This window comes from Aquisalimonas sp. 2447, assembly GCF_012044895.1.
GTDB lineage: Bacteria > Pseudomonadota > Gammaproteobacteria > Nitrococcales > Aquisalimonadaceae > Aquisalimonas.
In genome coordinates this window covers 1,259,862-1,285,285 of sequence record NZ_CP050695.1, presented here as the reverse complement: position 1 = coordinate 1,285,285, position 25,424 = coordinate 1,259,862, and the positions used below count along the sequence as shown (strand labels likewise).

Here is a 25,424-nt window from a genome sequence, read left to right as displayed (position 1 = left end):
ACTTCCTGATGGAATGGGTCGCCGTTGCAACGTTGCTGATCCTGGTGCTCGCGCTGGCATTGACCGGTGTGCGCCTGGTGCTGGGGCCAAGCCTCGCAGACCGTGTCGTGGCGCTGGAGCTCATCGCCCTGATCGCCGTGGCGATCATGGTGGTCTACGCCATCCAGGTGGGTCGCCCCGCCTTCATGGACGTAGCACTGGTCCTGGCACTGACGGCGTTCATGGCCACCGTGGGCTTTGCCCGCTTCCTGGAGCGCGGAGGCAAGACCGATGAGTGAGGTGCTGACCGCCATCATGCTGCTCGCCGGCGCCCTGCTGATCCTCATCGGCGCCATCGGCGCGGTGCGTATGCCGGACCTGCTGCTACGCATGCATGCCACCACCAAGGCCGGCGCATTGGGCGCCGGGCTGATCGCCGTCGGCTCGGGGATCTACTTCACGTCACCGGAAGTCTCGGTGCGTGCCGTCGCCATCCTCGCTTTCGTGGTGCTCACCGCGCCGGTGGCCGCCCATATGATCGGTCGCGCCGGCTACTTCACCGGCGCCCCGCTGTGGCAGAAGACCCTGAAAGACGAATTGCGGGACAATCTCGACCGCAGGGGACACTACCTCCACAGTGGCTCGCCGCCGGAGCAGACCGACGACGATGACAGTCAGCGGCAATGACAACACCGCCGACCACCGTTACCGATGATGTCCGGCGCGCCCTGGCCGAGGACGTCGGCGCCGGCGACCTCACCGCGGCATTGATTCCCTGTGACCGCACCGGGGAAGCAACGGTCATCAGCCGCGAACCGGCGGTGGTCTGTGGTCGTCCCTGGTTCGACGAAACCTTCCGGCAGCTGGATCCCGCAGTGCAAATTCACTGGCATGTGGAGGACGGCGACCGGGTGGCGGACGACACGCTGCTCTGCGAACTCCAGGGTCCGGCCCACAGTCTGGTCACCGGCGAACGAACGGCGCTGAATTTTCTGCAGCTGCTGTCGGCCACCGCCACCAGCGCCCGCAGCTACGCGGATGCCCTGGCAGGCACGGGCACCCGGATCCTCGACACCCGCAAGACCGTTCCCGGCCTGCGTGCGGCGCAGAAATACGCGGTGGCGTGCGGTGGCGGTACCAATCACCGCCAAGGGCTCTACGACGCCATTCTGATCAAGGAGAATCACATCATGGCGGCCGGCTCCATCACCGCCGCCGTGACCACCAGCCAGCACCTGCACCCGGGCGTCAGCGTGGAGGTGGAGGTGGAGAACCTGGACGAACTGGACGAAGCCCTGGCCGCTGGCGCGGACATCATCCTCCTGGATAATTTCCGCCTGGAAGACCTGACGGCGGCGCGCCAACGGACTGGAAGCCGGGCCAGGCTGGAGGCCTCGGGCAACATCGAGCAACAGGGGCTGGCCGCCATCGCGGCCACCGGCGTGGACTTCATCTCCGTGGGCGCCATGACCAAGCATGTGCGCGCAGTGGATCTATCCATGCGGTTCCGGAAAGTCTAGTGTCCTGCCCCCGAATTGCGTTGTATTTTGCCCTTAAGCTGTAGCACTGGTATCCGCGCCGATGGTGGCATGGACCAGCCGCCGGGCCTCGGGCAACTGCCCTTCCACCTGCTGTAACCCGATCCGCAACGCCTCCCAGTTCAGGCCAAGGCGCTTCATCGCGACCTGGGAGAGCAGCGGGATGGTATCGTCGCCCGGATCACCGAACTCCAGCCCGCGGGCCAGCACGTCGGCCAGGTGCACGATCAAAGTCGCCGCGTGACGTACACCGGCACCGTCGGGCTGATGGTGGCACCGGATGACCTCGGCCAGATCTTCGGGCAGCCCCCAGTGGCGTGCAACTCTGCCGCCGATACGGCAGTGGTCGAAGCCAAGCACCGCGAGTTCGGCGTCCCGGATCCAGGTATCGTGGCGCTGGCGGTAACGCAGCACTCCCAGAAACTCCCGCGGAAAGTAGACGTCCAGAACAATGCGACCGACGTCATGCAGCAGTCCGCCGGTAAATGCCAGCTCCGCATTTTCGCCCAGGGATTCCGCCAGGGTTCGAGCAATCACCCCGACGCCGACGGAATGCTCCCAGAAGCCGTAGCGATCAAGACCATCTCCACGCCCCCCCGGGAACTGGCCCAGCACCGCAGAAGCGATAACAGCCCGCTCCAGGCTTTTCACCGGCAACTGCCCGCACGCCGCGTGCACGCTTTCCACAGGCTCGCCGGCGGTGAAGAAAGGGGACTCGAGAACCCGCAGCAGGCGTGCGGCAACGCCGCTGTCCTGCTGCAGGATTTCGGCAACACGCTCCGAGCAGACGTCGGCCCCCCGCAACTCGGCCAGAGCCGTAGCGGGAGTGGTCGGCAAACCGGGGAGGTGTCGCAGCGCCTGCTCGGTATCCAGGCGGTGGTGGACGGTCACTGGCGCGATTCCTCCCGGCGGTGATGCGCCAGAAGAGCACGCAGGTGGTTCATGCCCGGAGAGGCACGCCAGTGCCGGAACAGGTGCTCGAGGGAGCGCTCTACGGAGGCACGGCGGGAAGTCTCCAGTGCGTGACCGTCGGCCCCCTCCACCGCCACTGTCTCGATGCCGCAGACGCTAAGGCGACGGCAGTGGCGGGCATCCAGCGATTCCCCGGCCTCGAGCAGCACCTGACCGTTTTCGTCGACGAGATCCCGTGCCAGGCGCTCCCCCGGCACGATCATGGACAATGGCTTGTAGACAACTGTCGACCCCATGACGATCCCCCGCCGTAAAAGCTGAAGCGGAACGACGTCTTCGGGTAGCCGTTCCGGCTCTCTTCGTTTTCTCGATGTGCGCAGTGTATTCATCGGCCGACGGGACAAGCGTGATGTACTCCACAAGTTCGAAGAGCCCCACTCGCGGACTTTCGGTGTGCCGACATAAACCAAAAAAACAATGGTTTACAAACCACTGATTGATGGGGAGATGCGGCGGTTACGACAACAGCCGCTCCGGAAAGGGGCCGGCGAGCGTCACGGGTATCCGGGTCGTCCGGACCCCGTGCGAGGGGGCCCCGGACGACCCGACCGGGTCACCGGCTGGTCACGGCAGGGTCAGGAACGCCGTGGCGATGGAGAAGTAGATCAGGATGCCGAAGAAGTCGGCGATGGAGGTGATCAGCGGGGCGCTGGCGGCCGCCGGGTCGAGGTTGAAACGGGTCAGTACAAAGGGCAGCAGCATACCGATCATGCTGCCCATGACCACCACGCACACCATGGCCAGAGAAACGATCATGGCAAGATCCATCCCGCCGCGCCAGATGCCCAGCACCGACACCGCCAGGCCCATGGTGATCCCCAGGGCCAGCGCGACACCCAGCTCCTTGCCCCAGAGGCGCAACCAGTCCTTTGTGCGCACGTCGCCGGTGGCGAGAGCGCGCACCATCAGGGTGGCGGACTGGGAACCGGCGTTACCGCCAGAGTCGACGATCAGGGGCAGGAAGAACACCAGCGCGACCACCGCCTCGATGGTTTCCTCGAAGTAGGCGATGGCGGTACCGCCGAAGACGTTGGCGAACACCAGCAGCACGAGCCAGCCCACACGCTTGCGGTAGAGCAGCGACGGCCGCGCCTCGCGCAGGCTGTAGTTGAAGGCGCCGACGCTGGCCATCTTGTGGAAGTCCTCGGTGGCCTCCTCTTCGACCACGTCGATGACGTCGTCGATGGTGACGATTCCGAGCATCACGCCGGTGTCGTCCACCACCGGCAGGACTTCCAGGTCGTAGTGTTTCATCAGTCGGGCAGCTTCCTCCCGGTCCTCGGAGACCAGGATTTTCACCGGATCTCCCCGCATGACCTCCTCGATGCGGCGATCCGGGCGACCGAGAACGAAATCCTGCAAGCGCACGCGCCCGAGCAGCGCACCCCGCACGTCGGTGACGAAAACCACGTTGATGGTCTCGCCGGCCTCGCTGCGGTTACGCACATGATCAAGGGCCTGCTCCACCGTCCAGCCCACCCGCACGGTGAGGAACTTCGGCGTCATGATGCGTCCGGCACTCTCCTCGGGGAAACCGAGCAGGCGCAGCGCCTCCTTGACGTTCTCCGGCGAGAGCAGCCTCAGCAAGCGCTGGAGATCATCCGGATCCTGGCGCTCCAGCAGGGCCGTGCGGTCGTCCGGGAGCATGTGGAAGAGAATGAAACGGCCATCCTGTTCCTCGAGCTCCTCCAGCAGCTCCTCCTGCAGCTCCGGAGACACGTAGGCGAATGCCGGCGGCTGTCGATCCCGCGGCAGGCGCAGCAGAAGCCTCTTGGCGTCGGAGGAGTCCAGTTCGCTGATGGCCTCGGCGATATCCTGGATGGCCATCTCCTCGAAATGGCTGTCCAGGGCATCCCAATGGTCACCCTCGTAGAGCGACAGCAGCTCCCGGATCACCTCATTCTTATCCATCGGACTCTCCCTTGGTTACTTGTGCATCAAGCAGCGCGTTACAGCGACGCTACCAGGCAGATCTGTCTAGAACGTTGCAGCCAGCCCGACGGTCCACCAGTCCTCGTCGCGATCGCGGCGTTCGCGGCCATAGCCCGCATCCAGGGTCACGTTCTCTGCCAGGTGGAGGCGCAGGCCCGTCTGCACTTCCGTGGAATCGCGCTGATCACCGTAGATCTCGGCAAGCAGATCCAGGCGCGACAGCAGTGCCACCTCGCCACCGAAGCCCCAGGCGGCAACATTACGGTCGTCGGCGTCCCGCTGATGGGACCATCCCAGGTTGTACCGGAACATGGCGCGACCATCCCCGAGCGGGACATCCACCGGGAAGAACACCTCCGCCTCCTGAAAGCGGTCCCGATCCGCGTCAAAGAAGACACCGCCCACCACGGCGACGCCCAGCCCCTCCAGGGCTGCATCGGCAAGATTCCACTTGCCGGTGGCACCGATGCGGTCGGCCTTCGTGCCGTCGACGCGTTCGCGACCGCCCTCGAGGGCTAACTCACCTCCCGGAGCGATCCCGTAGGCAAGGACCGCGGCTCTCTCGTCATTGCCTGCAGAAGCACGACTGTACCAACTCTCCAGGGCGAGACGGCCGGTCTCCGTGACCCCTGTATCGTCGACAACGAAATGGCCACCGGCGGCAAAGGCACTGCTGGACAGCAGTACACCGGCGCCAAGAGCACCGCGGGCAGCGATGGTGAAGGACATGGCCTCTCTCCGTTGGACGCGCAGACGGCTCCGGAGTATACGTGTTCGCACTGACGCGTGACCATGAAACGGGACTGCCATGCCCAACACCGACCGCCATGACTGCATCATCCGCGGCACTGTCGTCTCCTGCGGACCTGACGTTGCCCCCCAGGCGGGAACGGACGCCCTGGACGTTTTCACGGATGGCGCGCTGCACATTGCAGGCGGCGTCATCCGCAATGTCGGCCCGGCGACCACAGTGTTCGCACAGGCGGGCAGCGACCATCCGCCCGTCCACGACTTCCGCGGCCGGCTGGTGGTCCCTGGCTTCATCGATATTCATACTCACTGTCCGCAGACCAACATCATCGCCAGCTACGGCGAAGCGCTGCTCGCCTGGCTGCACCGCTACGCCTTCCCCGCGGAGGAGCGCTTCGCGGACCCCGAAGTGGCGGAGGAAACAGCGCAGTTCTTCATGGATGAACTGCTGCGCAACGGCACCACCAGCGCACTGATCATGGGTACGGTCCACGCCCATTCTGCAGACGCCATCCTGCGGGCGGCCCGAGCAAGGGGCATGCGCGTCGCCGCCGGCAAGCTGATGATGGACCGCAACTGCCCCGAACCGCTGCGGGACACCGCAGCATCCGGTGTCACCCAGTCCCGGGAGCTTCTGCGGCGCTGGCACGGGGCCGGGCGCCTCACCTACGCCATCAGCCCGCGCTTCGCCCCCACCTCCAGTGAAGAGCAGCTCACCGGCGCCGGACAGCTGGCCCTGGAATGCCCGGAAGCTTATGTGCAGACCCACCTGGCGGAAAACACGGCGGAAGTCGCCTGGGTCGGCGAACTGTTCCCCTGGGCGGAGGACTACCTGGCCGTCTACGAGTACTTCGGGCTGGTTCGACCCGGCGCTGTGTTCGCCCACTGCATCCACATGACGCCGGCAGCGCGCCAACGCCTGGCCGACCATGGCGGTGCCACGGCATTCGCACCATCGGCGAATCTGTTCCTGGGCAGCGGCCTGATGGACTACCCAACCCAGGCAGCGCTGGGCGTAACGACAGGACTGGGCACGGACATCGGTGCCGGCACCAGCTTCAGCCTGCTGCGCACCGCCGCGACCGCCTACCAGATCGGGGCGCTATACGGCTTGCCGCTGTCAGCGGCGCATCTTCTCTACCTGACAACGCGGGGCGGTGCCAAAGCCCTGGGCCTGGAGGATTGTATCGGGCACTTCGCACCGGGCATGGAGGCAGACGTTGTCATTCTCGACCCTGAGGCGTCTCCCCTGGCTTCCCGGCGGACCGCAGTCACCACCCCGGAGGAGACCCTGTTCGCGCTGTTCACACTCGGGGACGAGCGCCACATAGCAGCCACCTATGTGGCAGGGCAGCCGGTGACGGCGCACCGCAGCACCCACGGCTGACTGTCGACACTCCCCGCGCACCAGGGCATAGCTACCTCTGCACGCTGCGCCCCCACATGTTAGCCTCCGGGCTTTTGGCCTATACGCCCCCGCACCGGGATGCGCCAGGACAGGATCCACTGATCCCATGACGCCCTCTTCCGGCATTGCACATCGACTGACCTGGGCGCTGACCGTCGCCGCCGCCCTGATGACGGTGTGGTTACTGCTCACCGGCGGTGAAGGTCTGCCCTACGGCCTGGCCGCCGCCCTGCTGGCTGCCGCCATCAGTGCCTGGGTGGCGCCGGGCATGGTGTTCACGCCGCGGCCCCTGGGGCTACTCCGGTTCATGGCCCTGTTCCTGTACAACTCCGTGTTGGGTGGTGCGGATGTGGGCTGGCGGGCCATGCATCCGGCCATGCCCATGCAGCCCCGGTGGCTTGACTACCCGCTGCGGCTGCAGCACCCGGCCAGCCGCACACTGTTCCTGCTCACGGTCAACCTCACCCCGGGCACACTGGCGGCGAACCTCCGTGGCGACACTATGCGTGTGCACGCCATTACCGCGGACACCGAGGCAGAACTGGCGCGCGTTGAGGCGGCCATCGACGCCCTGTTCCTGGAGTCCGGCGACGGGGAGCGCCCATGAGCATGCTGCTCACCAGCGCGGCCGTGATCCTCCTGGCGCTGTTCGGGCTGGGCCTGATCCAGGTCTTCCGCGGGCCCACTCGCGCCGACCGGATGCTGGCCATCCAGCTGGCCGGAACGTCCATGGTCGCCATCCTGCTGGTGCTCTCACAGATCCTGGCCATGCCGGCGCTGGTGGATGCGGCACTGATCTTCATGCTTTTCGCCGCTCTGGTGGCGACTGCGTTCGTGCGCCGACCGCGGACCGACGAGGACAGCCAATGATCGAACTTGTCGCCGGGGCCTTCATCATCATCGGACTGCTGTTCTTCCTGGCAGGAACAGCCGGACTGCTCCGCTTCCCGGACATTTACTCGCGGCTGCACGCGGTGACCAAGGCGGACAACGCCGGCCTCGGCATGCTGGCCATTGGCGTGGCGCTGCTGGCCGACTCCTGGCGCCTGGTGCTGCTCATCGCCCTGGTCTGGGTGGTGGCGGTCACCGCATCCTCCGTTGCCTGCCATCTGGTGGCGCGGCACCACCTGCGGGAGGAGGGCGAGGGCTGATGATGGCGCTGTTCGACGCCCTTCTGGTGTTCATTCTGGTGCTCCTGGCCTGGCGCTGTGTCACCGTCACCGACGTGTTCCGTGCCATCGTCCTGTTCATCGTCATCGGGCTGCTGCTGGGCCTCTCCTGGGCACGCCTGGAGGCGCCGGACCTGGCTCTGGCGGAGACGGCCATCGGCGCCGGCCTTCTGGGAGTGCTGCTGCTGGGCACCTGGCGAGCGCTGGATGCCGGCGAACGCCATGCCTGCGGCCATGACCGCGCACCGCTGCCGGCCCGCTGGCTCGCGGGCATCGGCAGCGCCGGGTTCGGCCTCGCCATGCTGGTGGCACTGACGTCCCTGGATGGTCATCCGGGCGGTGCCGGTGAACTGGCATTGAACAACCTCGATGCCGCCGGCACCGAGCAGCCGGTCACCGCGGTGCTGCTCAACTTCCGCAGTTACGACACGCTGCTGGAGATGGGCGTGGTGCTCATGGCCCTGATCGGAGCCCTGCTGTGCCGCGCGGCACTGACCTACCAGCCCCGGGCCGAGGACGTCACCGTGGATACACCCCTAGTGCCGGTGCTGGTCACGGCGTTTGCACCGGCCGTGCTCCTCATGGGCGTGTATCTGGTGTGGGCGGGGACCCACAGCCCCGGCGGCGCTTTCCAGGGCGGAGCCACCCTCGCCGGCGCCGGCGTGCTGCTGGTGCTGGGCGGGCGCCTGCACGGCGTGCCCCATACGGCGCTGATCACCCGCGCCCTGCTGGTTCTGGGAACTGTGGTGTTTACCGCTGCCGGCCTGCTGCTGATCCCGCTGGAGGGGGCCTTCATGGCCTACCCGCCGGACTTCATCTACCCGGTCATGCTGGTCATCGAATACAGCCTGGCGTTGTCCATCGCGCTGTCCCTGCTGCTGCTGTTCACTGGAACCCACGGCCTGCGGCGGGGTGAATCATGATGGGAGTGGACGTCTTCGCCATCGCCGCCGCCGCCCTCATGGCCCTGGGGTTCTATGGCTTCGTGGCCCAGCCGCACCCCCTCCGGCGCATTCTGGCCATCAACATCTTCGGCAACGGCGTGTTCATGAGCATGATCCTGATCGCCCGCTGGCTGCCGGGCGGGCCGGACCCGGTACCCCACGCCATGGTCATCACCGGCCTGGTGATCGCCGTCAGCGCCTCGGCTTTCGGCCTGGCCCTGGTTCGCCGGCAGGCACTGAACCGCCGCATGGAGTCGGAGCGCGGTGATGACTGAGGCGTTGCCCGCGCTGCTGGTGTTCATCCCGTTTCTGGCCGGGGTGCTGCAGTTCGTCACCGACCGCCGCGGTATTCCGCTGCTGCCGGTGATCACCACGGTGCTCACCGCGGCGCTCACCGGCTGGTTGATCGTGGATGTTGCCGTCCATGGATCGGTGGAACACGTTCTCGGGGGCTGGGAAGCGCCCCTGGGAATCCGCCTGCACGCCGACGGCCTGGCGGTGGTGATGCTGCTGCTCACCGCCGTGACCGGAACCATGGTATCGGTGTACGCGCTGGCCTCCCACGGCCGTCATGCGGCGGGTGCCTCGCATTTCTGGGCCCTGTGGCTGCTGCTGTGGGGCTCCCTCAACGCGCTGTTCCTCTCCGGCGATCTGTTCAATATCTACGTCACCCTGGAGCTGGTGAGCCTGGCGGCCATCCCGCTGGTGCTGCTGGCCGGCGCCGACAAGACCACCGACGCCACCCTGCGCTATCTGCTGTTCGCGCTGTTCGGCTCGCTGGTGTACCTGGCCGGTGTAGCACTGATCTACGGCATCGCAGGCACGCTGGACCTCTCCCTGGTGGCCGACCCGCTGGCGGACAGCGGCTTTGCCGGCGCCCTGGCGGCCTCCTGCCTGATCCTCGGCATCATGATCAAGGCGGCCATCGTGCCCTTTCACGTGTGGCTGCCAGCGGCTCATGGCGGCGCCCCGGCCGCCGCCAGCGCCCTGCTGTCGGCGCTGGTGGTCAAGGCGGCGGTTTACCTGCTGCTGCGGCTGTGGACCGAGCCCCTGGCCGGGCTGGCTACAGCGCCGACGGGCCAGTTCCTGGGCGCCGTGGGCGCTGTAGCCATTCTCTATGGCTCCGTACGGGCATTCTTCCAGGAGCGCCTGAAGCTGGTGATTGCCTACTCCACCGTCGCCCAGCTCGGCTACATGCTGCTGTTCTTCCCCATGGCGGTGGCCCTGGCCTGGGAGGGCGCCGTGTATCACGGTCTCGCCCACGGCGTTGCCAAGGCAGCACTGTTCCTGGCCGCCGGCAACGTCATCGCTTATGTGGGGCATGACCGGCTGCGGGAGATCTCGGGGCTTGACCGCTCACTGTCCATCAGCCTGTTCGCCTTCGCCCTGGCGGCGGTGAGCATCATGGGGCTGCCCCCCAGCGGTGGTTTCATCGCCAAGTGGCTGCTGCTGCGCGCCGCGGCCGAGACCGGCCAATGGTGGTGGCTGGTGGTGCTCACCCTGGGCGGTCTGCTCGCCGCGGCCTACATGTTCCGGGTCCTGCGCTTCGCCTTCCTGCGCTCCGCTGGCCCCACGGTGGATCACCAAGGTCCGCGGCCCGGGCGGTTGCGGGTGTGGCCCACCATGGCCCTGGCCGTGCTGGCCATCGCCCTGGGCGTGGCGGCGGCGCCGATTCTCGCACTTCTGGGAGGCCTGCCATGACGGCGTATACCGCCATGCCCCTGTGGGTGCTGATGACGTCGATGATCACGGCAGTGCTCGTGTTCACGATCGGGGAACGCTGGCAGCGTCTGCGGGTCACTCTCAACCTCGCCGGAGCCATCATCAAGCTGGTTCTGGTTGGCGTCATGCTGCGCGGCGTACAGCTCGGCCACGAATTCCTGGTGCGCATCCCGCTGCTGCCGGAACTGGACCTGGTATTTCGCGCCGACGCCCTCGCCATGCTGTTCCTGACCCTCTCCGCGGTGCTGTGGCTGGTGACCACCATCTATGCCATTACCTACCTGGAGCATGCTGAGCACCGGGCCCGGTTCTTCGGCTTCTTCAGCCTGTGCGTGGCGGCCACCATGGGCATTGCCACCGCCGGCAACCTGTTCACCTTATTCCTGTTCTACGAACTGCTTACGCTCGCCACCTGGCCACTGGTGGTCCACCGCGGGGTGGACAAGGCCATGACGGCGGGGCGCATCTACCTGCAGTACACAATCGGCGGCGGCGCCCTGTTCCTGCTTGGGATCGTGCTGCTCTACACCCTGGCCGGCGCCAACGATTTCGTCGCCGGCGGCACGCTGGCGGAACTGGGCGTGGACAGCCACGGCGCACTGATCGGGATCTTTCTGTTGCTGCTGGCGGGGCTGGGTGTCAAGGCGGCGCTGGTGCCCCTGCACGGCTGGTTGCCCGTTGCCATGGTGGCGCCGGCGCCGGTGAGCGCCCTGCTCCACGCGGTGGCGGTGGTCAAGGCCGGCGCCTTCGGTATCGTGCGGGTCATTCACGATGTCTACGGCGTGGAGCTCGCACAGGAGCTGTACCTGACCCAGGGTCTGGCCATCGCTGCCTCGGTGACCATCATCTACGGCTCGCTGCGCGCCATCTGGCAGACCGACATCAAACGACGCCTGGCGTTCTCCACTGTCAGCCAGGTCTCCTACATCGCCCTTGGGCTGTCGTTGGGCAGCCCGCTGGCCACCATCGGCGGCCTGGTGCACCTGGTCCACCAGGGGCTGATGAAAATCACCCTGTTCTTCTGCGCCGGTGCCTACGCAGAGACCCGCGAGATCCACGCCATCACTGAGCTGGACGGTGTCGGCCGCAGCATGCCCTGGACCAGTGCCATGTTCACTCTGGGCGCCCTGGGCATGATCGGCGTCCCACCGCTGGCCGGCTTCATCAGCAAGTGGTATCTGGGCATCGGCGCGGTGGATGGTGGTTACCATTGGGTCATCGGCTTGCTGCTGGCAAGCACCGTGCTCAACGCCATCTATTTCCTGCCCATGCTGCACAGGCTTTGGTTCCGACCACTCCCCGAGGAGGCGCAGGCGCCCGGCGAGGCTCCGTGGGGTCTGCTGGCGCCGATTCTGTTCGTGGGCATCATGTCCGTGGGTGTCGGTCTGCTCGCCGGGGCGTGGTGGAGCCCGCTGAGCTGGGTAGAGCTGATTGTCGAGCAGGAGTATTTCCAATGACCTGGCTGCTTGCGCTGCTCCCCGGCGTCCCCGCGTTGACGGCTCTGGCCGCGCTCGGCGGCCGTTTACCTGAGCGCGCGGTGGTCGCCGGCGTGATGGTCACGGTGCTGATCGGCGCCACACTGGCGGCATTCGGCGCGAAACCTCTGGACATGGAGTGGCTACTGCTGGGCACCGCGCTGGGGCTCGACCCTCTGGCCCGGGCGCTGCTCGCCGCAACCGTGGCACTCTGGGGCGCCGCCGCGGTGGCGGCCCGCCCCCTGTTCGCCGATACCACGCGGGGTCCACGCTTCGCCATCTGCTTCCTGCTGACACTGGCCGGCAACCTTGGCGCCATCGTCGCTCTCGATGCCGCATCGTTCTATCTGGCCTTCGCCGTCATGACCTTTGCCGCCTACGGCCTGGTCACCCATAACGAGACCGGGGAAGCGCGACGGGCGGGCCGGATCTACCTGACTCTTGCCGTCTTCGGTGAAGCCCTGCTGCTGGCAGGCCTGTTCCTGCTGGCGGCCCGGGTGGGCAACCCACACACCGACGCCATCGTCTCCGCCTACGGCTACCTGGAGCGGCCGGCGCTGGTGGGCGGTCTGCTGCTGGCGGGGTTTGCCGTGAAAATGGGTGTCGTGCCCGTGCATGTCTGGCTGCCGCTGGCACATCCCGCGGCACCGGTGCCGGCCAGCGCGGTGCTCTCGGGTATCATCGTCAAGGCCGGCCTGCTGGGATGGCTGCGTTTCGTGCCGGCGGGCCTGCCGGAACTGGCGACGCCCGGGAATGTGCTGATGATCGCTGGCATCGCCGGCGCCTTTAGCGCCGCGCTGGCGGGCTGTTTCCAGGACCGCGCAAAGACCGTGCTGGCCTATTCCACGGTGAGCCAGATGGGACTGCTGGCGATGCTGGTGGGGCTGCTGGTGGCCGGACACGTGCAGCCAGCGGTGGCTGTCCCGGCCATCACGGTATTTGCTGTCCACCATGCGCTGGCAAAAGGCGCCCTGTTCCTGTCCATGGATCACCTGAAAGCCGTGGGCCGACGCGCGGCGCTGGTCACCCTGCTGCCGACCCTGGCCATCATCGGCGCCCCCATGACCTCCGGGCTGATCGCCAAGGGCGCACTGAAGGGCGTCGCGCCGGACCCGCTGCCGCTGATCATTACCCTCACCAGCGTCACCACAACGGTTCTGTTGCTGCGTTTCCTCGCAGTGGCGTGGCCCCGAGGTCCGGAGCCAAAGGGAGCCATACCCGCCGACGCCCTGCTCGCCTGGGTGGCACTGGTTGCCCTGGGCCTGGTGCTGCCCTGGCTGATCGCCACTCCGGGGCACCTGGAGTATGCCTTCCAGGCGGGAAACCTGGTGGACGCGGTCTGGCCGGGTCTGGCAGGGCTGGCCATCGCCATGGCGGCAACCCGCTGGTGGGCAGACCGCCCCACGCTTGCCGAAGGCGATCTGGTGATCCCCGCGGAACGGGCACACGCCTGGATTACCGCTTGCACAGGACACGCCATGGAGTCCGTGCGGCCTCCCTCCCTGCCGACCATCCAGCAGCGCATTCGGAGCATCAGCCCACGCCGACTGCCCGCCGAACCGGGCATCGTCTGCACGGGCATCATCCTGCTGGCTCTGCTGCTGGTGTTCCCCTGGTTGATCCTGTCACACGGATAACATGCCTTTCCGATAGCCTTTTCCCGAATTGAGGCAAATCAAGTATCGCCTACCACCAATGTGGTATTCAGGTTCTGGCAACTTGCCCCATATTCAGCATGACGCCCATAAGAACAATAGAGCGAAACCGGTGCGATTCCAGCACCGGACCACCGGCCATCGCTGCGGACAGGCCGGAGGAACATCAAAATCAGCAACACCAGGCCAAGCCGTTGTGGAGGAGAAGAATCCATGGAAAAGGCCAACTACAGCAACACAATGCAGGACGAGTTCGTCGTGTTCCCGCCCGTTGCGGGACGACGTGAAGCAATGCCCGACCGGATCACCGGATTGCCGGAATCGGCGCAACCCTGCCCGCCATCCCGGGCACGCGCACTGAGCGAGCGCGGTGCCATCGCCGACGGACAGATTGCGCCCAACAGCGATGGCTACGGCGGCTATCTGGTCTGGCTCCGCGGCAACTGTGATGGCGCCACGTCCTGGTACTACCTCGCCCATGAGGACGGCGCACCATTGCGCTTCCCGGATGCCGTCGCCGCACATCGCAAGGCGGTGGACTGCCGACTGCGGGCCGACCGGGTGGCGGTACGCTGGCCGCCGCAGTAATCAGCGGGGAAAACCAGTCGGACACTTGCGTTGCCCCCCGGCCTGCGGATCAAATGTGAACGGGATACGGTCGCCGCCGTATCGCGCCGGCACCATGGCCAGGGGAGCACGGACGTTGGTGACAGATTACCGGAACATCCAGACTGCACTCCCGGAGCACACCCTCCCGTGGAGGGGCCGGTAACCCGTGGACTGGACCGCGTTTCGCCTTTCGCTGGAACTGGCCGCGTGGACCACGGTGATCCTCCTGCCCATTGGCATTATCGTTGGCCGTTGGCTGGCCACCCACCGGTTCCGTGGCCGCGGCTTCGTCGAGGCACTTGTTGCCCTGCCCCTGGTGCTGCCCCCCACGGTACTGGGGTACTACCTGCTGGTGAGCTTCAGCACTGACATGCCCGTCGGTCAGCTCTGGCACGCACTCACCGGCGACGGCCTCAATTTCTCGTTCGCCGGTATCGTCCTTGCCTCGGTGGTCTTCAACCTGCCCTTCGCCATCCAGCCCGCCCAGCGGGCCTTCGAGACGGTACCGGGGCATCTGCGCGAGGCCGCCTGGTGTTCCGGGCTGTCACCCTGGCGCACGTTTCTGCGCGTTGAAGTGCCGCTGGTCTGGCCCGGGCTGATTTCCGCCTTCGTACTGACCTTCGTACACACCATCGGCGAATTCGGCGTCGTGCTCATGGTGGGTGGGGCCATTGACGGCGAGACCAAGACCGTGGCCATCGCCATCTATGACCGCGTCCAGGCCTTCGATGACGAAGCCGCCGGGGCCATGTCGCTGCTGTTGCTGGTGGTCTCGTTCATCGCCATCGGCCTGGTCTACGGTCTTGCCGGCCGGGGAAGGGGGGTCGGTGTCCGCTAGTCTTACCGTCCAGCTCCGCGCCAGGGCTCCGATCCCGCTGCAGACCAGCTTCCAGGTGGCGCCCGGAGAGGTGCTGGCTCTGGTGGGACCGTCAGGCAGCGGCAAGACAACGGTGCTGCGGGCCATCGCCGGGCTTCACCGGAAGGCCCAGGGTCTCGTCCGTTGCGGCAATCGGACATGGCTGGACAGCAGCCGTCGCGTCCATCTGCCACCGCAACAGCGCAGAGTGGGAATGGTGTTCCAGGACTATGCGCTGTTCCCTCACCTCACTGCCCTGGATAACCTCCTGCTTGCCATGGAGTCGGGGCCCATGGAGGGTCGCCGGGAGCAGGCGCACCAGCTGCTTGCCCGCGTCCGCCTGGACGGCCTGGAACAGCGCTTGCCGCGGGAACTTTCCGGCGGGCAACAGCAGCGCGTCGCCGTCGCCCGGGCCCTGGCACGGGATCCCAATGTACTGCTGCTGGACGAACCCTTCTCCGCCGTGGACATGATGACCCGGGAGCGTCTGCAGCGGGAGCTGGCGCTCCTGCGCCGGCAGATCGAGATCCCCATGATCCTGGTGACCCACGACCTCCAGGAGGCCACCGCACTGGGGGATCGCATCTGCGTGCTGCACGAGGGTACGAGCCTGCAGACGGAGACCCCGGAGCGCCTGTTCCGCCATCCGTCGACCCCTCATGTCGCGCGACTGCTGGGACGACACAATGTGTTCACGGGCACGATCGTCCGGCGATCGGAGGGCGAGCGACTGGCCTGGGGCGAACTGGAACTGGAGCTGGGACGACCCACCGGCATGCCCCACGGCGCCCGGGTGCACTGGTACGTGCCGGATTCGGACATCCTCCTCCATCGCCGTGGGCGCCCCTCCCGCGGTGAGCGGGAGAACCCGGTGACCGGTACGGTCACCGAGTGCGTGGTGCTCGGCGCACAAACGTCGATCACCCTGCACTGTCACGCCACCGCGGCCGACATCCGGCTATCGGTGTCGACCCACGCGGCGCGGCGCAACGGTCTGGAGCCTGGCGCCGAGGCACGGGTGTCGCTGCTGAGCAGTGGCATTCATGTGATGACATCGCTGCCGGAGGCGAACGCCGCCGGAAATGACTAACCTTGCAGGCCGCGGCGCCTTCTGCGCGCAGCCAGCGCCACCGACAGCCGGTGCGATACCAGGTAACCGATCAGGGCCGCGGGCAGGGCGACCATCAGACTGCCCACCACGGTGAAGAGCATTTCATCGCCGGGCCCGCGCAGCACCCATGCCGAGGCCTCGCCGGGCTGTAACGGCAACAGCCTGAACAAGCCCTGCCCAACGGTGTGGAAGCCCCAGTACAACGGCCCCATGGTAAACGGGTTACTGATCCAGGAGACCATGAAGGCGGTGAGGAAATTGCCCCGAACGAGCATGCACCCGAGGATCATCAGGGGAGTCTGAAACCCCACGGTGGGCGTCAGGCCGATGAACAGACCCACCGCCACCCCGCGGGCCATGGCCTCGGCGCCACCCTTGAGGCAGCCAGTAGCCTCGAGCAGCCGTTGCACCCGGGGATAGCGGCGTAACCAGTCACGCCCCTGACGGCTGAACTCCCGCTGCCGGCCGCGGAAGCGTTCCAGGAAACCACCCCGACTGCGACTGGATCCTGCGGGTTTCATTCAGCTCACCGCACTGCCACCGACCGCCGGATGGCGGTGCGCGGGAACGGTTTCACGCCCCCGGGCCACCACCTCGCCTTTGCGCCACAGCCGCCACTCGCCCGGCTGATAGGCATCCCACTGCTCGTCACTGGTCAGCGGGTCGGTGGCGATGACGCTGACAATGTCGTCGGGGGTGGTTTCGGCCTCGAAGTCCACGGTGACATCCGCATCCCGCAGGCGGGCGGGGCCGAACGGGGCGCGGCGGGTAATGGCGCACATACGGGTGGTGCAGAAGGTGAACACCCACTCGCCATTGCTGAGCAACAGGTTGATCACGCCGTAGCGGGCGTAGTTCCTGCACGCCGCCACGACGGCATCGATGAGCTGGGCATCCGGGGTGTCGGCGTCGAACGCCTCGCGGATACCGTTGAGCAGATCGCAGAATACCGCTTCACTGTCGGTCTCACCCACCGGCCGGTACACCCCGCGACGGGGCGCGAAGCCGTGCAACTGCCCGTTGTGGGCGAACGTCCAGTAGCGGCCCCAGAGTTCGCGGATGAACGGGTGAGTATTCTCCAGTGAGATTCTCCCCACGTTCGCCTGACGGATATGGGAGATGGCGGCCTCGCTCTTGATCGGATGCGTCTGCACCAGTTCGGCAATGCGCGAGGAGGCGCTGGCGCCGGGGTCGTGAAACACCCGGACACCGCGCCCTTCGTAGAAAGCAACACCCCAGCCATCGGCGTGCGGACCGGCCTCACCACCGCGCCGCGCCAGCCCGGTAAAGCTGAAACACAGATCGGTCGGCGTATTGGCACTCATGGCCAGCAACTCGCACATGGACGTCCTCCGTTCTCCCTACGGCGGCACAACAAACCGGGGCTCGACGATGAGCTTCGTCGTTCGCCCCGCTCCGATCATATCACCGGCGCAACCTGCCCCGGAGCCATCAGCGTGTGCTTTACTGCACATGACACCAATCATCCCCGCCGGACTCACAGGAGACACCCCATGGCCCAACCCGTTCACATCGTCACCGGCGCCTCGGCCGGCATCGGCCAGGCATGCGCCGAACACCTGGCGGCAACAGGGGCGCGGGTGGTCGTCAACTACGCACGCCGGGAGGCCGAGGCCGAAGCGGTGGCCCGGCGTTGCCGGGAGCTCGGCGGCGACGCCATCACCGTGCAGGCAGACGTCGCCGTGGATGCGGACTGCCGACGTCTGGCCCAGGCCGCCCTTGACCAGTGGGGCCGCATTGATGGCCTGGTGAACAACGCCGGCACCACCCGCTTCGCCCGTCACGACGATCTGGAGGCGCTGCAGGCCGACGACTTTCACGCCATTTTCGACGTCAACGTCATCGGACCCTACCAGATGGTGCGGGCGGTGGTGCCGTCCATGAAGGCACAGGGGCGCGGTGCCGTGGTGAATGTCTCCTCCATTGCCGGCATTCGCGGTGTGGGCTCATCGGTGGCCTATGCGGCGTCCAAGGGCGCGCTCAACACCATGACCCTGTCCCTGGCCCGGGCCATGGGCCCGGAAATCCGTGTCAACGCGGTCTGCCCGGGCTTCGTGGAGACCGGGTGGCTGAAAGCCGGCCTGGGTGAGCGTTACGACAAACAGCGCGCCGCCTACGCCGCCAGCACGCCTCTCCAGGACAGCGTCCAGCCACAGGATGTGGCCGAGGCCGTGACGTGGCTACTCACGGGCGCCGCCAAGACCACTGGCGAAACGGTTCTGGTGGACGCCGGCAAACTGCTCGGGAACCGACAGTAGTCAAGCCATGGCAGCGGGGGCGCGTCCTTGCACACCACGCAAGGCCCTAGCCGATCACCGTGACCGGCCCCGTCGCCCCCCGCAGCACGCGCTGGCTGACGCTTCCCAACAGCATGGTCTGGATGCGTCCCATGCCGCGGCGGCCGATGACGATCTCCCCGCACTCGAGCTCCCGCAGATAGTCGTTCACCGCCTGCGCCGGATGGCCGCTGCGGCGCACATCCTTGATGTACAGGCCCTTGGCGCCGGTATCGGCGATGACATCCCGGGCGACAGCGAAGGCGTTGTCACCACTCTGCTGCCCGAACTCGGCCAATGCGCCTTCGTCGGGCCAGGCCGCCGAGGAGTCCAACAGTCGACTCTCCAGTGCAGGGATTTCCCCCGCGGTCGCCGGCGAGGCGTGCAGAAGGTGAATATCCAGGCCCAGCGCGGCGGCCAGCTCCCCGGCATAACGCACCGCCGTCGCGGCAAACTCCGAACCATCTACGGGGACTACCAGCGGGCCGACCTCGGCAGACCGGTTCTGGCCGCTGCTGACAACGGTGACCGGCTCGGCCACCTCGTGGATCAACCGCTCGCTGACGCTTCCCAGTAATGCCTCCCGGAAGACACCGAGACCGCGCCGACCCATGACCACATGGGGCGCCTCCTGGTCGTTGACGAATCGGGGGAGTGCTTCCCTGGCTTCACCGGTCAGCAACCGTTCCTCCACCTTCAGGCCCTGCCCCATGTGCTCGCGCGCCCGCTGGAACGCCGTGTCCGCACTCTCCTTGCGAATGCTCTCGAACCCCTGCCCCGAGAGGTGACTGAGGGTCATGCCCTCGGTCCCGGCGCCCAGTTTCTCGAACAGGTCGGTGGCCGAGGCGGGGAAGGCATGCACCAGGACAACGGGCAACTCCAGCGCCGTCGCCAGCCTGGAGGCGTACCTTGCGGCCGCCGAAGCGTGCTCGGACCCGTCCACGGGAACAATCAGGGTGCGGTTCGCAGTGCTCATGGCCTTTCTCCAATCACCTATCGTTTTGCCAAGAACAACACAGTTGCGGCTTCCACCTTTTGATCCACGTCAATCGTCAGCCTGGCCCTGTGCGGGTTCGTCGCAGTCTCCGGCATGGACGTCGTGGTGCTGGTTCTCCTCGAGGCTCCGTGGCAACGTGACAGCGTGGCTTGGCAAGGTCGGTTCCCGGGAGCAGCATGCGTATTTCCGTATGGCACGTCGGCGTCGTCACCCTGGCGGGTATTGCGATGATACCGCTGGTGAACCAGGGCCTGTCAGGGGATGGCCGGCTGCAGGGCACCGGACCGTCCATCGCCGACGACTGCGACATCCCCATCGCGCTCCACTTGGGCGCCGTCGATGACCGCTTCGATCTGGACCGGAGCACGGTGAGCCGCGCCCTTCGGGACGCCATCGCCATGTGGCAAGGGGCCTCGGACCACACCCTGTTCCGCGAAACCGAGGATCTCGGCATGGCGGTCACCCTGGAATTCGACGAACGCCAGGAATCAGCTCAAGCCCGCGGCCGCGACCGCGACGAGCTGGCGCGGATGGAGGAGACCCTGCAGACGCGACAGACGCGTCTACGCCGCGAGCGGGACCACCTGAGCGATGACCTGGCAGCGTTCGACGACCGGCAGAACGCGTACAACACCCGGGGGCGCCAACACGAAGAGGCGGTTGCGGACTGGAATGCCGGCCGCGTGGAACAGACAGCCGCCCGCAGGGCGGAGCTCGAGCGCGAGCGCGAGGAACTGCAACAGGCGAGACAGCAACTCCCGGAGGCCCGACGCCAGTTGCAGGAGCGCCAGGAAACATTGCACGCCCGGCAACAGCAGCTCGAGGAGGACGCCCGGCAGTTCAACGAGCGTGTCGCCGCATACAATCGGGCTGCCGCCGACAGCGTCGGCTTCCAGATGGCACGCTACCAACGCCACGGGGACGACCGGGCAATACGGGTGTTTCGTGCCATGGGAGATAATGAACTGCGGGTGGTGCTCGCCCACGAGCTCGGGCACGCCCTGGGCATCGGCCACGTGAACGATCAGCGGGCCGTGATGCATGCGGACCTGTCCTCCGCGAACCGGGAACGAACCGCCCTCACTGCGGCAGACCGAGCCGCCCTCGCTGACGCCTGTAACATCGGCGTGGAGGATTCCCAGAGATGATGCGACTCCGCGACACCATTCGTGACCTGTTCCGACCCGGCGGCCTCAGACGCCACCCGGTGCTGGGGGCGATCGCCGTGGCCGTGGTGGCGTTCATCGTCATCGGCCTGGTGCTGCGACCGTTATGATTAACACTTGAATATGTATTCATATCTACTATCCTGACCATGTGAGATCGCTGAGCACCGACCAACTGACTGAACTGGGCGAGATGTTCCGCATGCTCGGTGACCCGACGCGACTGGGGATTGTGCTCAGTTGCATGGATGAGCCTGTCAGCGTGGGGCACATGGCGGAACGGCTGGACGCGTCCCAGTCCCTGATCAGTCATCACCTGCGGCTACTGCGGGCCACGCGGCTGGTCAGAAACACCCGGCAGGGTCGCAGTGTGCTGTACCAGGTCAGCGATGAGCATGTACGCACCATGTTGCTGAACATGGTGGAACACATCCGTGAAGAGCCGAATGATTCGGGAGGTCCGACATGAGCGAAGTGGATCGCGTCAAATGTGCGTGCAATGACTGTGTTTGCGTGATTGCGCCGGAGAAGGCGGTGGAGCGGAATGGCCAGCTGTTCTGCGGCGATTCCTGTGCCAAAGGCCATACCGATGGCTCCGGCTGCGGGCACGTCGGCTGCAAGTGCACTGGCTGACCCGGTGACCGCGGTCACGGATCGACCAGGGAAACGCTGACAACAGTTCCCCTGGGGCGGAAGTCGGTGCATTATTCCGGAATGCGCATACGCATTCCGGACGCTCGCTCCATATTGCTTCTTTGCTGCCTCCTGGCGGGCGTCGCGCTGCTGTCCGGCCAGAAGGTCATGGCCGGCGATCAGCTCCCCCCTTCCATCCAGGCCATCCTCGACCAGTGGGACGTGCCCGGCGAGGCCGTTAGCATCCTCGTCCAGGCGCGCGGCGACGCTTCACCGCGCCTGCGGGTGAATGCCGAAACACCGCGCAACCCCGCGTCGGTGATGAAACTGTTCACCACCTATGCGGCCCTGGAGGCGCTGAGCCCCGGCCACACATGGGAGACCAGGGTGCATGCCGGTGGCCCGGTTCGCGCCGGACGACTCCAGGGTGACCTCTGGTTCGAAGGTGGTGGCGATCCGTTCCTGACCGCCGAGGACTTCTGGGGCCTGCTGGGATCGGTGCGCCGTCGCGGCATTGCGCATATCGACGGCGATCTGGTCTTCGACGACAGCCGGTTCGCAGCCGCCGAGCGCGATCCAGGCGCCTTCGACAACCGGCCTTATCACGCCTACAACCAGCCGCCACACCCGCTGCTGGTCAACCTCAACGCCATCAAGTTCGAGCTGGAATCACTCCAGACCGGCGACGGGGTCCGGGTGTCCATGCACCCGCCCCTGGGTAACCTGCCGGTGGAGAATCGTCTCCGGGCAGACCCGTCGGTCTGGTGCGGGGCGTATCGCTGGCATGTCGATTACCGGCTGGCCGGCGACGCCGGCGCCCCGCTGGCGGTCCTGGAAGGCCGCCAGGGTGCCGGTTGCGGGCCGCGCCGCCTGCACCGCGCCGGCCTGCCCGTGGAAACCTACGTCCACGGCCTGTTCGATGCACTGTGGACGCACTGGGGCGGCGAGTTCTCCGGTGGCTGGCGCACGGGCACCTGGGCCAACGTCACTGCGGACCCCCTGGCCCGCCACGAATCCCGCCCGCTGTCAGCCGTGGTGCAGACAACCAACAAGTACAGCAACAACGTCATGGCCCGCCAACTGGCCCTGAGCATTGCCGCGGAGCAAGGCACGAGACCGGCATCGGAAGCAGATGGCCGTGCAGCCGTCATGGACGTGCTACGCCGCCAGGGTCTCGCTCTGGAAGGCTTTCAGCTGGACGAAGTCGCGGGGCTGTCGCGGGACAACCGCATCACCGTCGAGCATGTGGCCGAGCTGCTGGATCACGTCCACGCCAGCCTGATCATGCCGGAATTCCTGGCTTCTCTCCCGGTGGCGGGAGTGGACGGCACGCTACGCAACCGCTTCAGGGGCGAGCCGGAGGCCGGGCGCATCCGCGCCAAGACCGGCTCGATCAACCACGTCTCCGGCATCGGCGGTTACGTGCGCAACCTGAGCGACGAAACGCTGATGGTCGCCGTGCTGATCAACCACCAGGATGCCCACCGCGGGTCCGGAACGGCCATCCAGAACGCTGTACTGCGCTGGGCGTTCAACCATGCCGCGGACGACGCCCTGTAATAACCCTTTCAGAATTATTGTCAGGTCTCCGTGAGCGGAGCGCAGCTGCCGGAGAGATGGCGTCCCAGGGCCTCCAGGAGTGCGTCCACGTCTGCCTCGCGGTGCGCGGCAGAGAACGTCACGCGCAACCTTGCGGTGCCCGCCGGCACCGTGGGCGGACGTATCGCAGTAATGAGCAGTCCCTCCCCCTCCAGCGCCCTGGCCAGGCGCAACGCCACCGCAGGCTCGCCCACCACCAGGGGCTGGACGGGAGTTCGCGACGACGATACCGGCAAGCCCAGGTGTCGCAATCCCTGCTGGAAACGCCGCACCAGGGCATCCAGATGCTCACGACGCCAACCCTCCTCCCGGGCAATGCGCAGTGCGGAACGGGTGGCGGCAGCCACCGCCGGCGGCGGCGCGGTGGTGTAGACGTAGGTCCGCGCACGCTGGATGAGGTACTCGATCAGCGTCTCGCTGCCGGCGACGAAGGCCCCGAAGGTCCCCAGGGCCTTGCCCAGGGTTCCCACGTAGACTGGCACCGCGTCCGTGCCCAGGCCCGCCTCCCGGGCAGCGCCACCACCCTGCGGCCCGAGTACGCCGACCCCGTGGGCGTCATCCACCATCAGGGTGGCATCCCGCGCAGCAACCGTTGCGGCGAGTTCCGCAAGCGGCGCCACGTCGCCGTCCATGCTGAAGACGGTATCCGTCACCACCAGTTTGTGGTCCGCCTCACTGCTCCGCAGCCGTGTCGCCAGATCGGCCGTATCGGCGTGGTCATAACGCTCCATGCCCCCGCGGCACAGCCAGCCGCCATCCAGCAGGGAAGCATGATTCAGACGATCCTCGAAGACGCGATCGTCCGGGCCGGCCAGGGCATTGATGGTGCCCATGTTGGCCATGTAACCGGTGGAGAACAGCAGTGCCCGGGGTCGACCGACGAAGTCCGCCAATTCCTCTTCCAGGGCCTCGTGTTCACTGCTGTGCCCGGTGATGAGATGCGCCGCGCCACTGCCCGCGTGCCAGCGCTCCAGGGCATCGGACATGGCCCGTGCCACCCGCCGATCGCCGGCCAGGCCGAGGTAGTCGTTGCTGCAGAAGTTCCGGCAATCCCGGCCGTCCACCCGCAGCCAGGCGCCTCGCAGGTGCTCCACCTGTCGGCGACGCCGGTAAAGATCCTGCTCCCGGCGCTGCCCAAGGCCGGCTTCCAGTCGCTGGTCCAGCATCGTGCTCACGGCATTCCCCCGACATTTTTCCCCGCCGGGAGGGTCCAGTGCCCCGAGACCAGTGTCAACCTTTTTTGATTCCACTGGTTTACACTTGGCGACCCTGAACCTCCGCAAGCACCCGGTACACGGCCCCGGTCAACGCGGTCAGGTCCACGTCGCTGATGACATACGGCGGCATCAGATACACCATGCGCCCGAATGGCCGCACCCATACACCTGCGTCGACGAACCGCGGCACCAGATCATGCATGTCCACGGCCTGTTCCAGCTGCACCACGCCGATGGCACCCAGCGCCCGCACATCGGTAACACCCGGCAGGTCAGCGCAGGGAGAGAGACCCCGACGCAGCCCGGTCTCCAGTCGCTGCACGGCCCCCTGCCAGTCATTCGCCAGCAGCAGGTCGATGCTGGCCACGGCGGCGGCACAGGCCAACGGATTGCCCATGAAGGTGGGTCCATGCATGAAACAGCCGGCGCCGCCCCGGGAGATGGTCTCACCGATCTCGCGGGTTGCCAGCGTCGCCGCCAGGGTCATGGTGCCACCGGTCAGGGCCTTGCCGAGGCACATGATGTCCGGACTGATGCCAGCGTGCTCGCAGGCGAACAGGCGACCACTGCGACCGAAACCGGTGGCGATCTCGTCGGCGATCAACAGCACGCCATGGCGGTCACACAGTTCCCGCACACCGCGCAGATATTCGGGGTGGTAGAAGTGCATGCCGCCGGCGCCCTGCACCACCGGCTCGAGAATCACCGCCGCGAGTTCCTCGTGGTGCTGCTCGATCATGCTGGCCATGGCATCCAGGTCAGCGGGGTCCCAGGGCTGGTCATAACGGCAGGTCGGCGCCGGGGCGAAGAGCTGCTCGGCAACCACGCCGCTGAACAGGTGGTGCATGCCGGTTACGGGATCACAAACCGACATGGCACCGAGCGTGTCCCCATGGTAGCCCTGGCGCAGGGACAGCATGCGGTGCTTGCCCGGCTCACCCCGCGATTGCCAGTACTGGATGGCCATCTTCATGGCCACCTCGATGGACACCGAGCCTGAATCCGCGAGGAACACCTTCTCCAGCGGCTCCGGCGTGAGCTCCACCAGGCGCCGGCCCAGTTCGATGGCCGGCTCGTGGGTGAGACCACCGAACATGACGTGCGGAGTCTTTGCCAGCTGCGCCTGCATGGCCGCATTCAGGGCGGGGTGGTTGTAACCGTGGACGGCGCACCACCAGGACGCCATGCCGTCGATGAGTTCCCGGCCGTCAGCCAGCCTCAGGCGCACACCCTCGGCCGACTCCACCGGCCACACGGGAGAGGGCTCAAGCATGGAGGTATAGGGGTGCCAGAGGTGCTCGCGGTCGAAACGCAGCGCCTCGTCCCAGTTGTCTACGGGCATGGACAAATCTCCGCAATCATTGACGAACGGACAGACTCACTGCCGAGGCCAGG

At 66.6% G+C, this 25,424-nt stretch carries 30 protein-coding genes; 21 read left to right on the top strand and 9 right to left on the bottom strand.

Features of this window, described 5'->3' with window-relative positions:
• Window positions 1-5 precede the first annotated feature (5 nt).
• From KU884_RS06020 to nadC, 3 genes are read left to right on the top strand one after another with little or no spacing between them, the layout of a single operon-like run.
• The gene (locus KU884_RS06020; RefSeq protein WP_371807957.1) at window positions 6-278 is read left to right on the top strand and encodes a monovalent cation/H+ antiporter complex subunit F; all 273 of its coding nucleotides are present in this window, start codon (window positions 6-8) and stop codon (window positions 276-278) included.
• Entirely contained in the window at window positions 271-666 is a 396-nt protein-coding gene (gene mnhG, locus KU884_RS06015) for a monovalent cation/H(+) antiporter subunit G (protein WP_167781786.1), read from the top strand. The genes KU884_RS06020 and mnhG (KU884_RS06015) overlap by 8 nt, the downstream gene beginning before the upstream one ends.
• Window positions 663-1,499, top strand: coding sequence for a carboxylating nicotinate-nucleotide diphosphorylase (gene nadC / locus KU884_RS06010; protein WP_167781785.1), 837 nt, complete (start codon window positions 663-665; stop codon window positions 1,497-1,499). Before mnhG (KU884_RS06015) ends, nadC begins: the two co-directional genes overlap by 4 nt.
• Window positions 1,500-1,532: 33 nt before the next feature.
• Here the strand turns inward: nadC and KU884_RS06005 are convergent, their stop codons facing one another.
• The 4 genes from KU884_RS06005 to KU884_RS05990 form a co-directional block, all read right to left on the bottom strand.
• Window positions 1,533-2,408: an HDOD domain-containing protein gene (locus tag KU884_RS06005; RefSeq protein WP_167781783.1), complete on the bottom strand. Its 876-nt coding sequence runs from the start codon at window positions 2,406-2,408 to the stop codon at window positions 1,533-1,535.
• Window positions 2,405-2,725: a hypothetical protein gene (locus KU884_RS06000; RefSeq protein ID WP_167781782.1), complete on the bottom strand. Its 321-nt coding sequence runs from the start codon at window positions 2,723-2,725 to the stop codon at window positions 2,405-2,407. The genes KU884_RS06005 and KU884_RS06000 overlap by 4 nt, the downstream gene beginning before the upstream one ends.
• Before the next feature lie 328 nt (window positions 2,726-3,053).
• Entirely contained in the window at window positions 3,054-4,400 is a 1,347-nt protein-coding gene (mgtE, locus tag KU884_RS05995) for a magnesium transporter (RefSeq protein ID WP_167781781.1), read from the bottom strand.
• A 66-nt stretch (window positions 4,401-4,466) separates the two neighbouring features.
• Complete coding sequence (locus tag KU884_RS05990; protein ID WP_167781780.1) at window positions 4,467-5,150, bottom strand: hypothetical protein; 684 nt, start codon at window positions 5,148-5,150, stop codon at window positions 4,467-4,469.
• Window positions 5,151-5,229: 79 nt separating this feature from the next.
• Here KU884_RS05990 and guaD point away from each other — a divergent pair, with 79 nt between their 5' ends.
• The 12 genes from guaD to KU884_RS05930 all read left to right on the top strand — a co-directional run bounded on the left by guaD (window position 5,230) and on the right by KU884_RS05930 (window position 16,099).
• Window positions 5,230-6,558 carry a guanine deaminase gene (guaD, locus tag KU884_RS05985; RefSeq protein WP_167781779.1) on the top strand — a complete coding sequence of 443 codons (1,329 nt, stop codon included), beginning with the start codon at window positions 5,230-5,232 and terminating at the stop codon, window positions 6,556-6,558.
• 127 nt (window positions 6,559-6,685) lie between these two features.
• Window positions 6,686-7,186 (top strand): Na+/H+ antiporter subunit E, encoded by a 501-nt coding sequence (locus KU884_RS05980; protein WP_167781778.1) that lies wholly within the window; start codon window positions 6,686-6,688, stop codon window positions 7,184-7,186.
• Window positions 7,183-7,449, top strand: coding sequence for a monovalent cation/H+ antiporter complex subunit F (locus KU884_RS05975; RefSeq protein ID WP_167781777.1), 267 nt, complete (start codon window positions 7,183-7,185; stop codon window positions 7,447-7,449). The genes KU884_RS05980 and KU884_RS05975 overlap by 4 nt, the downstream gene beginning before the upstream one ends.
• Complete coding sequence (gene mnhG / locus KU884_RS05970) at window positions 7,446-7,730, top strand: monovalent cation/H(+) antiporter subunit G (protein ID WP_167781776.1); 285 nt, start codon at window positions 7,446-7,448, stop codon at window positions 7,728-7,730. The genes KU884_RS05975 and mnhG (KU884_RS05970) overlap by 4 nt, the downstream gene beginning before the upstream one ends.
• A complete protein-coding gene (locus KU884_RS05965) occupies window positions 7,730-8,671 on the top strand; it encodes a hydrogenase subunit MbhD domain-containing protein (RefSeq protein ID WP_167781774.1) in 942 nt (313 codons plus the stop codon). The genes mnhG (KU884_RS05970) and KU884_RS05965 overlap by 1 nt, the downstream gene beginning before the upstream one ends.
• Window positions 8,668-8,967: an NADH-quinone oxidoreductase subunit K gene (locus KU884_RS05960; protein ID WP_167781773.1), complete on the top strand. Its 300-nt coding sequence runs from the start codon at window positions 8,668-8,670 to the stop codon at window positions 8,965-8,967. Before KU884_RS05965 ends, KU884_RS05960 begins: the two co-directional genes overlap by 4 nt.
• Entirely contained in the window at window positions 8,960-10,393 is a 1,434-nt protein-coding gene (locus KU884_RS05955) for a complex I subunit 5 family protein (RefSeq protein WP_167781772.1), read from the top strand. The genes KU884_RS05960 and KU884_RS05955 overlap by 8 nt, the downstream gene beginning before the upstream one ends.
• Window positions 10,390-11,871: a complex I subunit 5 family protein gene (locus KU884_RS05950; RefSeq protein ID WP_167781770.1), complete on the top strand. Its 1,482-nt coding sequence runs from the start codon at window positions 10,390-10,392 to the stop codon at window positions 11,869-11,871. The genes KU884_RS05955 and KU884_RS05950 overlap by 4 nt, the downstream gene beginning before the upstream one ends.
• Entirely contained in the window at window positions 11,868-13,526 is a 1,659-nt protein-coding gene (locus KU884_RS05945; RefSeq protein WP_167781768.1) for a complex I subunit 5 family protein, read from the top strand. Before KU884_RS05950 ends, KU884_RS05945 begins: the two co-directional genes overlap by 4 nt.
• 231 nt (window positions 13,527-13,757) lie before the next feature.
• The gene (locus KU884_RS05940; protein WP_167781767.1) at window positions 13,758-14,132 is read left to right on the top strand and encodes a hypothetical protein; all 375 of its coding nucleotides are present in this window, start codon (window positions 13,758-13,760) and stop codon (window positions 14,130-14,132) included.
• Between the two features lie 187 nt (window positions 14,133-14,319).
• Window positions 14,320-14,991, top strand: coding sequence for a molybdate ABC transporter permease subunit (gene modB, locus KU884_RS05935; RefSeq protein WP_167781765.1), 672 nt, complete (start codon window positions 14,320-14,322; stop codon window positions 14,989-14,991).
• On the top strand, window positions 14,981-16,099 hold the full coding sequence (locus KU884_RS05930; protein WP_254432193.1) for an ABC transporter ATP-binding protein: 1,119 nt from the start codon (window positions 14,981-14,983) through the stop codon (window positions 16,097-16,099). The genes modB and KU884_RS05930 overlap by 11 nt, the downstream gene beginning before the upstream one ends.
• Here the strand turns inward: KU884_RS05930 and KU884_RS05925 are convergent.
• Together KU884_RS05925 and KU884_RS05920 are read right to left on the bottom strand one after the other, a co-directional pair.
• Window positions 16,096-16,641 carry a DUF2062 domain-containing protein gene (locus KU884_RS05925; RefSeq protein WP_167781762.1) on the bottom strand — a complete coding sequence of 182 codons (546 nt, stop codon included), beginning with the start codon at window positions 16,639-16,641 and terminating at the stop codon, window positions 16,096-16,098. The two genes, KU884_RS05930 and KU884_RS05925, sit on opposite strands and share 4 nt — an antisense overlap.
• Window positions 16,642-17,463, bottom strand: a complete 822-nt coding sequence (locus KU884_RS05920) for a class II glutamine amidotransferase (protein ID WP_167781761.1) — start codon at window positions 17,461-17,463, stop codon at window positions 16,642-16,644.
• A gap of 171 nt (window positions 17,464-17,634) precedes the next feature.
• Here KU884_RS05920 and KU884_RS05915 point away from each other — a divergent pair, with 171 nt between their 5' ends.
• On the top strand, window positions 17,635-18,399 hold the full coding sequence (locus KU884_RS05915; RefSeq protein ID WP_167781760.1) for an SDR family NAD(P)-dependent oxidoreductase: 765 nt from the start codon (window positions 17,635-17,637) through the stop codon (window positions 18,397-18,399).
• Between the two features lie 46 nt (window positions 18,400-18,445).
• Here KU884_RS05915 and KU884_RS05910 read toward each other — a convergent pair whose 3' ends face one another.
• Entirely contained in the window at window positions 18,446-19,393 is a 948-nt protein-coding gene (locus KU884_RS05910; protein ID WP_167781759.1) for a universal stress protein, read from the bottom strand.
• Between the two features lie 197 nt (window positions 19,394-19,590).
• Between KU884_RS05910 and KU884_RS05905 the strand changes: the two genes are divergently transcribed.
• The 5 genes from KU884_RS05905 to dacB all read left to right on the top strand — a co-directional run bounded on the left by KU884_RS05905 (window position 19,591) and on the right by dacB (window position 22,773).
• Window positions 19,591-20,562: a matrixin family metalloprotease gene (locus KU884_RS05905; RefSeq protein WP_167781758.1), complete on the top strand. Its 972-nt coding sequence runs from the start codon at window positions 19,591-19,593 to the stop codon at window positions 20,560-20,562.
• Entirely contained in the window at window positions 20,559-20,690 is a 132-nt protein-coding gene (locus tag KU884_RS19095) for a hypothetical protein (protein WP_256368083.1), read from the top strand. Before KU884_RS05905 ends, KU884_RS19095 begins: the two co-directional genes overlap by 4 nt.
• Before the next feature lie 134 nt (window positions 20,691-20,824).
• Window positions 20,825-21,049 (top strand): metalloregulator ArsR/SmtB family transcription factor, encoded by a 225-nt coding sequence (locus KU884_RS05900; protein ID WP_254432192.1) that lies wholly within the window; start codon window positions 20,825-20,827, stop codon window positions 21,047-21,049.
• Window positions 21,046-21,213, top strand: coding sequence for a metallothionein (locus KU884_RS05895; RefSeq protein WP_167781756.1), 168 nt, complete (start codon window positions 21,046-21,048; stop codon window positions 21,211-21,213). The genes KU884_RS05900 and KU884_RS05895 overlap by 4 nt, the downstream gene beginning before the upstream one ends.
• A gap of 81 nt (window positions 21,214-21,294) precedes the next feature.
• Entirely contained in the window at window positions 21,295-22,773 is a 1,479-nt protein-coding gene (gene dacB / locus KU884_RS05890; RefSeq protein WP_167781755.1) for a D-alanyl-D-alanine carboxypeptidase/D-alanyl-D-alanine-endopeptidase, read from the top strand.
• A gap of 20 nt (window positions 22,774-22,793) precedes the next feature.
• On the opposite strand, the gene bioF is transcribed toward dacB, so the two are convergent.
• Together bioF and bioA are read right to left on the bottom strand one after the other, a co-directional pair.
• Window positions 22,794-23,978, bottom strand: a complete 1,185-nt coding sequence (bioF, locus tag KU884_RS05885) for an 8-amino-7-oxononanoate synthase (protein ID WP_167784141.1) — start codon at window positions 23,976-23,978, stop codon at window positions 22,794-22,796.
• Window positions 23,979-24,066: 88 nt separating this feature from the next.
• The gene (gene bioA, locus KU884_RS05880) at window positions 24,067-25,371 is read right to left on the bottom strand and encodes an adenosylmethionine--8-amino-7-oxononanoate transaminase (RefSeq protein WP_167781754.1); all 1,305 of its coding nucleotides are present in this window, start codon (window positions 25,369-25,371) and stop codon (window positions 24,067-24,069) included.
• Between the last annotated feature and the right edge of the window lie 53 nt (window positions 25,372-25,424).